The sequence below is a fragment of the Micromonospora sp. CNZ286 genome, assembly GCF_014207755.1.
The window spans coordinates 4,124,710-4,137,119 of sequence record NZ_JACHIZ010000001.1; the positions used below are offsets into that span (position 1 = coordinate 4,124,710).

The 12,410-nt window shown below is 72.6% G+C and carries 6 protein-coding genes; 4 read left to right on the forward strand and 2 right to left on the reverse strand.

Going from position 1 to position 12,410, the window contains the following annotated elements; genetic code table 11:
- Positions 1-132 precede the first annotated feature (132 nt).
- Both FHX31_RS17920 and FHX31_RS17925 read left to right on the forward strand, forming a co-directional pair.
- On the forward strand, positions 133-966 hold the full coding sequence (locus FHX31_RS17920; protein WP_232236800.1) for a hypothetical protein: 834 nt from the start codon (positions 133-135) through the stop codon (positions 964-966).
- A complete protein-coding gene (locus FHX31_RS17925) occupies positions 947-1,987 on the forward strand; it encodes a 3-dehydroquinate synthase family protein (protein ID WP_184976824.1) in 1,041 nt (346 codons plus the stop codon). The genes FHX31_RS17920 and FHX31_RS17925 overlap by 20 nt, the downstream gene beginning before the upstream one ends.
- Positions 1,988-2,087: 100 nt before the next feature.
- Here FHX31_RS17925 and FHX31_RS17930 read toward each other — a convergent pair whose 3' ends face one another.
- On the reverse strand, positions 2,088-3,278 hold the full coding sequence (locus FHX31_RS17930; protein ID WP_013285622.1) for an ATP-grasp domain-containing protein: 1,191 nt from the start codon (positions 3,276-3,278) through the stop codon (positions 2,088-2,090).
- An 896-nt stretch (positions 3,279-4,174) separates the two neighbouring features.
- Here FHX31_RS17930 and FHX31_RS17935 point away from each other — a divergent pair.
- The gene (locus FHX31_RS17935; RefSeq protein WP_486481691.1) at positions 4,175-7,777 is read left to right on the forward strand and encodes a non-ribosomal peptide synthetase; all 3,603 of its coding nucleotides are present in this window, start codon (positions 4,175-4,177) and stop codon (positions 7,775-7,777) included.
- 127 nt (positions 7,778-7,904) lie between these two features.
- Complete coding sequence (locus FHX31_RS17940; RefSeq protein ID WP_184976826.1) at positions 7,905-11,606, forward strand: non-ribosomal peptide synthetase; 3,702 nt, start codon at positions 7,905-7,907, stop codon at positions 11,604-11,606.
- 75 nt (positions 11,607-11,681) lie between these two features.
- On the opposite strand, the gene FHX31_RS17945 is transcribed toward FHX31_RS17940, so the two are convergent.
- The gene (locus tag FHX31_RS17945; RefSeq protein ID WP_013477291.1) at positions 11,682-12,377 is read right to left on the reverse strand and encodes an HAD-IA family hydrolase; all 696 of its coding nucleotides are present in this window, start codon (positions 12,375-12,377) and stop codon (positions 11,682-11,684) included.
- Between the last annotated feature and the right edge of the window lie 33 nt (positions 12,378-12,410).

The following is a 12,410-nucleotide window of genomic DNA, read 5'->3' on the forward strand; positions in this document are numbered from 1 at the left end:
TCCTACCCCTGTCACCCCCTAAGTCGTCCCCAGTTCGGAGCGCCGATCGGGTGGTGGAGCGGGCCTGCGGGCCGATGATGGGGCGACCCCGCAGACCGTCGAGTCCCGTGCTCCACCCGCCCGTCAGCCGAGGTGCCGTCGTTGGAACGCTGCTGGTTGTTCGCCCGTTCGGCCGTACCGGCCGACGGCTGCCCGGGCACGCGGCTGACCGAGCTGGTCGGCACCGTCCTGACCGGTCTGGTCGCCGCCGCCCGCCGAGCCGATCCCGGCATGAACTGGTTCTTCGACCCGGAGGGCTCCCCCGCCGAGCGTCTGAGCCTCGGCTTCCATGCCGTCCCCGCCGCGCTCGACGCGGTACGGGCGGGGCTGCTCGCGTACGACCCGGGAGCGTCCCTCGCCAGCGACCGGCGCGTCGTGCGCGACCCCGCCCGGGGCGGCCCGCTCGCGTTCGCGGGCAGCGAACTGGCCCTCACCCTGCTCGGCGGGGACGTGCCCTGGCTGGCCGGCGGCGAGCTGCCGCTGGCCGTGGCGCACCTGCGACACCTGACCGGGCTGATGCCGGCGGCCGACCGCCTGGCGTTCCTCTTCCTGCACTGGCAGGAGCGCAGCCAGCGGCTCACCGGCGCACAGCGGCGGGACCTGGCCGCGCAGGCCGACGACGGGGCGGAGAAGATCGTCCTGTCGGCCGGTGACCTACCGCTGGGCGGGGATGTGGCAGTGGCGTGGCAGCGCTACCTGGACCGGGTGACCGACGTGGTGGGCCACGACCACCCGACGGCGCCGTCCGGTTTCCTGCTGGCGCACCACGCGCAGCTCACCCACGATCGGTGGGGCATCCGGCCGGAGGTCGACTCGCTGGCCGCGCTGGCGCTGCGCCTGTCGATGGTGCGGGGCCGCCCGGCCGCGACCGCGCCGGTCCGCGTTCCGCAGAGGAGGCAGCAACCACATGCACGCGCCGGTACCTGACCGTCCCGCCGCCGGCGAGCCGGCCCACGTCGAGGTGGCGCTCGGGGAACGGTCGTACCCGGTGCTGATCGGTCCCGGCGTGCGCCACCGGCTCCCGGCGGAGGTGGCGCGGACCGGCGCCCGACGGGTCGTGGTGGTCTCGGCCCGGCCACCGGAGTGGACGCCCGACCCGGGCGTGCCGCACCGGGTGGTGCCGGCCCGCGACGGCGAGCACGACAAGAACCTGACCACTGTGGAACAGCTCTGCCGAGCGTTCGCCGAGTTCGGGCTGACCCGGACGGACGCGGTGGTCTCCTGCGGCGGCGGCACCACCACGGACGTGGTCGGGCTGGCCGCCGGTCTGTACCACCGGGGCGTCCCGGTGATCCACTTGCCGACCTCGCTGCTGGCCCAGGTGGACGCCAGCGTCGGTGGGAAGACCGCCGTCAACCTTCCGGAGGGCAAGAACCTCGTGGGCGTGTACTGGCAGCCCCGGGCTGTGCTCTGCGACACCGAGCACCTGGGGACGCTGCCGCAGCGGGAGTGGCGCAACGGGTACGGGGAGATCGCCCGGGCGCACTTCATCGGTGCCGGCGATCTGCGTGACCGGCCGGTGGCGGAGCAGATCGCCGCGTCAGTGGCGTTGAAGGCCCGGGTGGTGGCCGCGGACGAGCGGGACTCCGGCCTGCGGCACATCCTCAACTACGGCCACACGCTCGGGCACGCGTTGGAGCGGGCCACCGACTTCGGCCTGCGCCACGGCGAGGCGGTCGGCGTCGGCACGGTCTTCGCGGGCCGGCTGGCCGGCGTCCTCGGCCGGGTACCGGCCGAGCGGGTGGCCGAGCACCACGACGTGGTGGCGGGCTACGGGCTCGACACCACGCTGCCCGCCGGCGTCGACCACGACGAGCTGATCGCGCTGATGCGCCGGGACAAGAAGGCCACCTCGGGCCTGTCCTTCGTCCTGGACGGACCGGGCGGAGTCGAACTGGTCGCCGACGTCCCCGAGGTCGCTGTGCGTACCGCACTCGCCGGCATGTGAGGCCGGCACCGTCCGGTGCCCGTTCGCCGGCCGGCGCCGCGGGGCGGCCGGGCCGGCGAACGGATGACGAGCCGCCGGAGCCGAGCCCCGGATCGGCGCGTCAGCTACCCAGGGCCCGCTGGATCTGCGCCACCAGCACGCCGCAGGCGTACCGGTCCGCGGCCCCGACCATGCCGACAATGGTCGCCGGCAGCGGGCCGTTGTCCGTCTCCGCCGGGTCGTGGTGCATGAACACGACGAACTGCCCCCGGTCGATGAACGGTGCGAGGATCGGTTCGGCGTCGACGCCGGGGGCCAGTGAGAAGAACGTGGTCATGGCGCATGGATGCTGGTCCAGCAGCGAACCGCGGTGCAGCAGCGAGGTGGTGGCCCCGCTGACCCGGAAGTTCGGGTCGATGACCCGCAGGGCGCCGTCGCGGCCGATCCCGGCGTCGAAGGAGCAGTAGCCCCGGTACCCGAGCTCACTGGCCTTCCGGACCCCTACGGTCAGCGCTTCGACCAGCTCCTCCGGGGGCTGGTCGTCGTCCATCACACAACCGACCCACGTCGAGGTGGGCTGCGGCAGGTGTACGGACGAACCGAAGTAGTGCACCGCTCCGCTGTCGGTCACGCCGAACTGGATACCCCAGATGGTCTGGAAGGGCACCTCCTCTTCGACGATCCACTGCTCGCTCACCTGTTCCAACTGGTTGAACAGGGAACGGTTCCGCCGGTCCCGCAACCGACGGGTGAAGATCGCAATTCCGCTGGACACCTCGACCCCGGCCGGTTTGATGACCGCCGGCCGGCGGTCGCGCGCCACGATACGGCGCACTTCGGCGGGGGTGGCGACCTGCCGGCGGGGCAGATACTCCGGCGCGACCAGAGTCTCCAGCACGGTCTTGTTGTTGAGGCGGGCGAGCAGATCTGCGGGCACCCGGGCGCGAGCGGCCCGCAGTCGCGGGTCATGCGGAGGAAACTGGAACTCCAGCATCTCGCCCCGCTCGACGGCTTCCCGCGCGTACCGCACCGCCTGCGCGCCGGAACGGAATGCCCGCAGGTCGCTGGGCGTCTTCAGACCACTCCGGCTGAGCAGACGCAGCGACTTGTCCGCGCTGGAGCCGGTGCTGCAGATCGCCGCCGACTGGTGCGGAAGGGTCAGGTGCAGACCCGTGATCATGTCCAGGCCGTTGTAGAGAGCGGCGCCCGCGCCGGCGAGATAGGGGCTGTCGGCGGTGGCCGACGGGTCGGGCGGCCGGGCCAGGACCACCCCGTCGTGTGCGAACACCTGTACCTGGATGGGCACCTGCATTTAGTCTCCTGACATGCCGGCCCGGTGCGGGCCTCGGGGTGGCGGTGAAACCGGTGCGCCACGGCCACGAACAGCGGAGAACGTGGCCGAAGGGGTGGCTCCCGGTCCTGATCCGGCCGCTCGGCCGCGAGAGCCGGGCGTGCCGCGTGCACCGACCGGACGGTCGTGAGCTGGACCGGCCGGGAAGCCGGCTGGCTTATGGCCAGCGTTGCGGCGGCGAGGTGCACACCGCCGGTCAGCGGCTGAGTTTCCAGCCACCGACCGGCGTCATGATCGAAAGATCATAGTCACTATGCATTGCCCCGGGATGGGCCAGACAGGCGAACGCGAACGGCTCTTTCGCCGCCGAAGCCGCCGATACTCCTAGCGGGGCCATCGACTCGGGCTGACCGAAAAGCTGTTCTTCAGAAGAGCTGGAGTCGCCGGACGGCGCTGTCGCAGCCCGCGCTGTCGAGTGCCCGGATCCGGACGGCCACGCCCCCCTGCCAGCTCACATCGCCGGCCCGGCCTCGACGCGGCCGGCGGGCACCGCCGACACGTCCCAGGCCTGCCCGGGGAGGAGATCTCCGGCTGATGCGCTAGGGGTCGACGTGCCGATCTCTAGGGGTGTACGCCACTCCACAGCGCTTCGTATGGTCGGGCCCCATCGGCTCGTCGTTCCCACTCTCAGCGCACCGGATCGGGTGGCCCGCGAGCGGTGCCGCCCGTCAACGCGCCTCGCGCCACCCCCGCCGTCCGGCGTGCGGCATCCCGGCTGACCGATCGTCGCGGCCCTGCGCCTTTCGGTCGTCCCCTTTCGATCGGAGGTCGAGCTGTTGTCTGTCGGGTTCGATGGCGCCCAGGCCGCGGACGGCGCGGTTGCTCTGGAGCTCGTGGGGGACCTGCGGAGGCCGGCGGTGTGGCCCGCGCGGGCGGCCTCGGTGCACCGGGTACTGCCCGCCTGGCCGTCGCGCGTGACACCGGCCGGGCACGTCGTGGTGGCGGGGCTCGTGGCGGTCCTGGCCCGCTGGACCGGCCAGGACGAGGTGGTGCTCGGGCTGGCCCCGGCCGGCGGGGTGGTGGCGCGGGTGGACGTCTCGGGCGACCCGGGATTCGGGGAGTTGGCGGCGCGGGTGGGACTGGCGTGGACGGCGCCGGTGGCGGTTCCGAACCGGCCGGACCCGGTGGCGGTGGAGTTGGCCGACGGCCCGGTGGCGGAGACGGGACCGGCCGCGGTGGACGTCGACATGGTGGTACGCGTGGCGGCGGACGGGTCCGTGCTGCGGGTGGACTACGCGGTGGAGGGATTCTCCGCGCAGTTCGTACAGGGACTCGTGGATCAGGTCGTCGTGCTCGTCTCCGCCGGGACGGCGGCGCCGCAGGTAGCCCTGTCGAGGTTGCCGTTGCTGGACGCCGCGGAACGGGAGCGGTTGCTGACGTGGGGATGCGGCCCGGTGCGGGAGATCCCGGGTGAGCCGATCCACGAGCTCGTGCTGGGCTGGGCGCAACGGTCGCCGGAGGCGGTGGCGGGTGTCGCGGGTGACGAGGTGCTGACGTACGGGGAACTGGATCGCCGGTCAGGACTGCTGGCGGCGTACCTGCGGTCGGTGGGTGTCCGTGCCGGTGACGTGGTGTCCGTGGCGCTGGAGCGCGGGTTGTGGTCGCTGGTGGCCGCGATGGGCGTGCTGCGGGCGGGTGCCGCGTACACGCCGATGGACGTGTCGTGGCCCGCGGAGCGGATGCGGGTGCTGCTGGCCGACCACGGCGCGCGGGTGGTGTTGACGGTCGGTGCGGTAGCGCCCCGGATCCCCGCCGGGGACGGGGTCACGGTGGTGGCGCTGGACGACGGCTGGCCTGCGGTACCGGCCGGTGCGGCGACGGATCTGCCTGTGGTGCCGGTGGACGCTCCGGCGTTCGTCATCTACACGTCGGGTTCGACAGGCACGCCGAAGGGCGTGGTGCTGTCGCACGAGAGGCTGACGAACTTCCTGGCGTGGATGACCGACGAGTGCGCCATCGGCCCCGGCAGCCGGATGCTGCACTCGGCGGCACCGGTCTTCGACGCCGCGTTCGGGGAGATGTTCGCCGCGCTCACCGGCGGGGGTTGCGTCGTCGTGTGCCCGCGCGACGATCTGCTCGACGCGCGCCGGCTCACCGATCTGGTCAACAGCCACGGCGTCACGCACACGTTCGGCCCGGCCACCAACATCGCCCCGCTCGACCCGGCCGCCTGTCCCGGCCTCCGCTGCATCATCTTCGGCGGCGAGGCCGTCCCGCCGCGGTTGGCCCAGCGGTGGCTGACGGCGGGCACGCGGGTGGTCAACGCGTACGGGCCGGCCGAGATCGCCGTGGCGTGCACCTGGTTCGACGCGTCGGCCGGGTGGGGTGGCGCGTACGTACCGATCGGCTGGCCGATGCCGAACCGGCAGGTCCGCGTCGTCGACGCGAACCTCGACCTCATGCCGGCCGGGGTTCCCGGGGAGATCCTGATCGCCGGCTTCGGCGTCGCCGACGGTTACCTCAACCGTCCCGAACTGACCGCCCAGCGGTTCGTCACCGACCCGTACGGCGGCGGGCTCGCCTACCGCAGCGGCGACCTGGGGAGATGGAACAGCGCGGGCGCACTGGAGATCCTCGGCCGGATGGACCACCAGGTGAAGGTCAACGGCATCCGCATCGAGCTGGGCGAGATCGAGAGCATCCTCGCCCAGCACCCGGAGGTGGAGACCGCCGTCGTCGTCCGCCGCGAGGACCGGGGCGTGGCCCGACTCGTCGCGTACGTCACCGGGCGCGACGGCCGCACCCCGGCCACCGGCGACCTGCGCGACCACGCCGCGGCCCACCTGCCCAGCTACATGGTCCCCGCCGCCGTCGTCACCCTCGACCGGTTCCCCCTCGGCGGCACCGGCAAGATCGACCGGAATGCCCTTCCCGCACCCGGCGCCCAACGCCCCGACCTCGGCGTGCCGTACGTGGAGCCGGCCACCGAGGGCGAGCGCCTCGTCGCGGAGGTGTTCGCGAGCGTGCTCGGCATCGAGCGGGTCGGCGCCCGCGACAGCTTCTTCCACCTCGGCGGCACGTCGTTGCAGTCCGCAGCCGTCGCCACAGGCATCGACGAGGCCGCCGACGTGGTCGTGCCCGTCTCGCAGATCCACCGCACCCCCACCCCGCACGAGCTGGCCCGGTGGCTCGCCACCGCCCCCCGCCGTACGGACACCGGCTCGACCGCCGGACAGACCCGGCAGCGCCCGGGACCGGTCCCGCTCGCGCAGCAGGTGGCGAAGTGCCTGATGTCGCCGCTGGAGGTCGTCGTCCCGGTCACCTGGTGGATCGAGGGTGAGCTGGACCTACGGGCCCTGATGGCCGCCCTCGGCGACCTACACCACCGCCACCAGGCCCTGCACGCCCGCTACCGGCGCACCGACCCACCAACAGCAATCATCCCCCCCAACCCCGGCATGCCCCAGCTACGGCTACTCGCCGACGCCGCCACCGAACACGACGCCCTCGACCAACTCGCCGAAGCAGTACAGCAACCACTCGACTACACCCAGGGCCGCAACTGGCGCGCCGCCCTGATCCGAAACAAAACCACCAACCGAATCCTGTTCGGCATCGGCATCCACCACATCGCCTTCGACGGCTGGTCATACGGACTACTCGTACGAGACCTCAGCCACGCCTACACCGCACGACAAGCCGGCCACACACCCACCTGGCAACACCCCGCACCCACACTGCACCAGTCCTACGACGAATACACCCGCCTACGCGACGCCGCCGACCTGCAAACCCAACGAACCTACTGGCGCGAACAACTACGCGACCTGCCCCGCCAAGGCACGGGCCCGGCCACCGCGCCCCTGGAACAGGCCCTCGCCTGGGGACCGAAGGCGGGCCACACCGTCACCGTCACCCCCGAGGTGCTCGACCGCTGGGACCGGGCCGCCCGCGACCACCGCTTCAGCCGCTCCAGCTACTTCGTGGCGGCCTTCGCCTCGGCGCTGCGCGCCATCCATCAGCAGGACGACATCGCCCTGCTGATGGTGGTGGCCAAGCGCGGCAGCCGCGTCCTCGACTCCGCGTTCACCACCCGGCTCAACCTCAACTGCGTGCGGGTGCGCTTCGACGGGCCGCAGGACGACAAGCTGGTCCTGCGGGTCGACGAGACGATCCGCGATCTCATGCGGGCCCAGGACGTTCCCTTCGCGGAGACCGCCGACGATCCCGCCGCCGGGCTCTCCGGCGAGGTGGTCGCGAGCCTGCCGACGTTCGTGTTCCAGGACAACGTGGTGGTGCCGCTGGAGCTGCCCGGCTGCCGGGCCGAGGAGGTCGTCGACCCGTACGCCCGGGAGGTGCCCAACGGGCTCACGGTCGAGGTGCTGCCCCGCGTCGACCATGCTCTCCTGCGCGTCACCATCCGCACCGACTACCTGCCGTACAGCTTCGCCGAGGAGCTGAACCATCACATGCTGCGCTTCCTCGAAGACGGGCCGGCGGGTACACCCACCGCCGGCTGACCGTCCGCCTTTGCGTACCGGACCGCTCGTCGTCGCGTGGCACGCGGCCCGTTGTCCCGAGAGTTCGTGGTTGTCCCCTCCGGCGCACCCCTCTGGGTGGCGCCGGCCCTGATCGGAGGCTGGCTCAATGTCTGTCGGAATCGTCGGTGCGCAGGCCACGGATGTCGCTGGGCCCGGCTTCGAGATCCTCGACCTGATGGGGGACCTGCGCCGGCCGGCCGCGTGGCCGGCCCGGGCGGCCTCCGCGTACCGGCCGGTCGACCTGCCCGTCCCGGCGGGGGCGCGCTCCCCCGGCGCGGTGCTGCTGGCCGGTCTGCTGGGGGTGCTGGCCCGGTACACCCGCCAGGCCGAGGTGACGGTCGGTCTGTCGTCGGGCGGCGTGCTGCGGGTCGACGTCGCGGATGAACCGGGCTTCGGCGAGCTGACGTCGCGGGTGGCCGCGGCGCTGACCGGCCCGGTCACGCGTGACACGGGCGCGGCGGGGCCGGTGGTGGTCGGGCTGGTGGACGCCCCGGTGGCCGAGGTGGGGCCGGACGTGGTGGACGTGGACATCGTGGTGACCGTCGCGGGGGACGGGTCGGCGCTCCGGGTGGACTACGCTGCCGACGGCTTCTCGGCGGACTGGGTGCGGGGTCTGGTGGACCAGACCGTGTCGTTGCTGTCGGCCGGGGTCCGCGAACCCGGAATGCCGCTGGGCGCGCTGCCGCTGCTGGACGCGACCGAGCGCGAGCGGCTGCTCGCGTGGGGCCGGGGCCCGGCCCGCCCGGTGCCGGGTGAGCCGCTGCACGAGCTGGTGCTCGAGTGGGCGCGACGCACGCCGGACGCGGTGGCCGGAGTCGCCGCCGGGGAGGTGCTGACGTACGCGGAGCTGGCCCGTCGCTCGGGGGCGCTGGCCGCGCAGCTACGGTCGATGGGCGTACGGCCCGGGGACGTGGTGTCGCTGGCGTTGGACCGCAGCATGTGGACCCTCGTCGCCACCCTGGCGGTGCTGCGCGCCGGGGCGGCGTACACGCCGATGGACGTATCCTGGCCGGCGGACCGGATGCGGATGCTGCTGGCCGACCACGGCGCTCGGGTCGTCCTCACCGTCGGCGAGGTCGCCCCGCGTGTCCCCAGACCTGACGGCGTACGGGTCGTCGCCCTCGATGTCGACTGGCCCACCCTGGCGGCGGCCGAGGCGGCCGACCTGCCGGTGGTGGCCCCGTCCCGGCCGGCGTTCGTGATCTACACGTCCGGCTCGACCGGGACACCGAAGGGTGTCGTGCTGACCCACGAGCACCTGACGAACTTCGTCACCTGGATGCGGGAGGAGTGCGCGGTCGGCCCGGACAGCCGCATGCTCCATTCCTGCTCCCCGGTCTTCGACGTGGCCCTCGGCGAGATCTACACCGCGCTGACCTCCGGCGCCCGCGTCGTCGTCAGCTCCCGCGACGACCTGCTCGACGCCCGCCGGTTGACGGAGCTGATCGCCAAGGAGCAGGCCACCCACGCGTTCTGCCCACCCACGAACCTCGCCGCCGTCGATCCCGCCGACTGCCCCAGCCTGACGTGCGTGACCCTCGCCGGGGAACCCATTCCGCCCCGCATGGCGCAACGCTGGACGGCCGCCGGTGCCCGCCTGATCAACGCGTACGGGCCCGCGGAGGCCTCCGTCGCCTGCACCTGGTTCGACGCGTCCAAGGGCTGGCCCGGCGCGTACGTGCCCATCGGCCGACCCATGCCCAACCGGCAGATCCGCGTCGTCGACGCCAATCTCGACCTCGTCCCCATGGGCGTCCCCGGCGAGATCCTCATCACCGGCGCCGGCGTCGCCGACGGTTACCTCAACCGCCCCGAACTGACCGCCCAGCGGTTCGTCACCGACCCGTACGGCGGCGGGACCGCCTACCGCACCGGCGACCTCGGCCGGTGGAACGCCGCCGGAGCGCTGGAGATCCTCGGCCGGATGGACCACCAGGTCAAGGTCAACGGCATCCGCATCGAACTCGGTGAGATCGAGGCGACTCTCGAACAACACCCGGACGTCGGCACCGCCGTCGTCACCCGTCGCGAGGACCAGGGCACCGCCCGGCTCGTCGGCTACGTCACCGGACGCGACGGACGCGTCCCCGTCACCGCCGACCTGCGGGCACACGCCGCTGCCGTGCTCCCGCCCTACATGGTTCCCGCCGTGATCATGGTCCTGGACCGGTTCCCCACCGGCGGCACCGGCAAGATCGACCGACGGGCGCTACCGGAGCCGGGCTCGCGCCGTCCCGATCTCGACGTGCCGTACACCGAACCGGCCACCGACTCCGAACGCCTCGTCGCGGGGATCTTCGCGACGGTGCTCGGGCTGGACCGGGTCGGGGCACTCGACGGGTTCTTCCACCTCGGCGGCACCTCCCTGCAGTCCGCCGCCGTCGCTGTCGCCCTCGACGAGGCCGCCGACGTCGCCGTGCCCGTCTCGCAGATCCACCGCACCCCCACCCCGCAGGGGCTGGCCCGCTGGCTCACCACCGCCCCCCGCCGCCCCGGGGCCGAGCCGGCGCCGTCCGTCACCGGCCGTCCCGGCCCGTCGAAGCCCGTCCCGCTGACCCCGTCCGTCGCGAAGTGCGTCGTGCTCCCCTTCGAACTGGTCTGCCCGACCACCTGGTGGATCGAGGGTGAACTGGACCTACGGGCCCTGATGGCCGCCCTCGGCGACCTACACCACCGCCACCAGGCCCTGCACGCCCGCTACCGGCGCACCGACCCACCAACAGCAATCATCCCACCCAACCCCGGCATGCCCCAGCTACGGCTACTCGCCGACGCCGCCACCGAACACGACGCCCTCGACCAACTCGCCGAAGCAGTACAGCAACCACTCGACTACACCCAGGGCCGCAACTGGCGCGCCGCCCTGATCCGAAACAAAACCACCAACCGAATCCTGTTCGGCATCGGCATCCACCACATCGCCTTCGACGGCTGGTCATACGGACTACTCGTACGAGACCTCAGCCACGCCTACACCGCACGACAAGCCGGCCACACACCCACCTGGCAACACCCCGCACCCACACTGCACCAGTCCTACGACGAATACACCCGCCTACGCGACGCCGCCGACCTGCAAACCCAACGAACCTACTGGCGCGAACAACTACGCGACCTGCCCCGCCAAGGCACGGGCCGGCCGCAGGAGATCCTGGAACAGACCCCGACCTGGGGCCCCAAGACCGGGCACATCGTCGCCGTCCCGCCCGAGCTGGTGCGGCGCTGGGACCGAGCCGCCGTCGAACACCGCTTCGGCCGTTCCACCTACTTCGCCGCCGCCTACGCCTCGGCGCTACGCGCCATCCACGGGCAGGACGACATCGCCCTGCTGATGATCGTCGCCCAGCGCGGCAGCCGCGTCCTCGACTCCGCCTTCACGAGCAGGATCAGCAGCAACTGTCTCCGGGTCCGGTTCGGCGGCCCGGAGAAACACCTGATGCGGGGCCTCCAGCAGGCCGCGGACGACCTGATGGCCGCACAGGACGTCTCCTTCCTGGAGATGGTCACCGACGACCCGGTCCTCGACCTGCCCCGCGAGGTGATCAACAGCCTGCCCTCGTTCGCCTACCAGGACAACCTCGTCCTCCCGCTGGACCTGCCCGGCTGCCGGACCGAGGAGGTCGTCGAACCGTACGCCCGGGAGTGGTCCGGTGCCTGCGTCGCCGAGGTGCTGCCCGGCGACGAGAGTGTCCTCCTGCGGGTCACCATCCGTACCGATCTGGTCCCGGCCCCCGTCGCCGAGATCCTGGCCACCGGCATGCTGCGCTTCCTGGAAGCCGGCCCCGAGGCGGTCAGCGACACCCGCTGACCGCCGCTTGCCGGCAGGCTCGGCGGCAGCGCGCCGTGCGGCCCGCGCGAGCAGCCCGGCGCGCTCCGGTCCGGGTCAGTGGACGAGGGCCGCCGGGCAGTGCGCCAGCAACTCCGCCGGGGCGTGCACGACCAGGTCGGGGCCGGCGGCGAGCAGCGCCGCGATGTCCCCGCCGTGCCACGTCGTGGCGACGGCCGTCGCCCCGGCGTCCCGGCCGCTGAGCAGGTCGATCACCGCGTCGCCCACCATCATGGCCTCGTGCGGCGGCACGTCGAGGTTGCCCAGTGCCTGGAGCACGATGTCCGGGGCAGGCTTGGGACGGGCCACCTCGTCGGAGCCGATCACCTGGCCGAAGAGGCCCAGCACGCCGAGTTGGTCGAGCAGGGAGCGGGCCCGCGGGCCGGCCTTGCCGGTGGCGATCCCCATTCGGATGCCACGCGAGTGCAGGGTCTCCAGGGTCTCCCGGACGCCGGGGAAGAGCGGCACGAGGTGGGCCATCCGGTAACTCTCGCGGACGAACGGCTCCTCCATCTCCAGGGGCAGCCCCATCAGGCGCATGATGTCCGGGAAGTACCGGCCCATGTGCCGGTTGTACTCCTCGAACGGTGCCGGCCCGTCGCCCACCACCTCGGCGTACGCGATGCTGAACGCCTCACGCATGACGGCCGAACTGTCGACGATGACGCCGTCGAGGTCGAACACGACCGCGCGGATCGGGCCGCGCGCCGGCGACGGCGGGGTCACCTCGACTGTGGACGATGGACGGCTCATGGCTGCTCCCGGAAGGGGTTGGGGCCGAGGGTG

Excerpts from the sequence above, each read along its gene's own strand:
- FHX31_RS17940 (WP_184976826.1), top strand. The coding sequence starts at position 7,905 with ATGTCTGTCGGAATCGTCGGTGCGCAGGCCACGGATGTCGCTGGGCCC.
- FHX31_RS17945 (WP_013477291.1), bottom strand. The coding sequence starts at position 12,377 with ATGAGCCGTCCATCGTCCACAGTCGAGGTGACCCCGCCGTCGCCGGCG.
- FHX31_RS17925 (WP_184976824.1), top strand. The coding sequence starts at position 947 with ATGCACGCGCCGGTACCTGACCGTCCCGCCGCCGGCGAGCCGGCCCAC.
- FHX31_RS17930 (WP_013285622.1), bottom strand. The coding sequence starts at position 3,278 with ATGCAGGTGCCCATCCAGGTACAGGTGTTCGCACACGACGGGGTGGTC.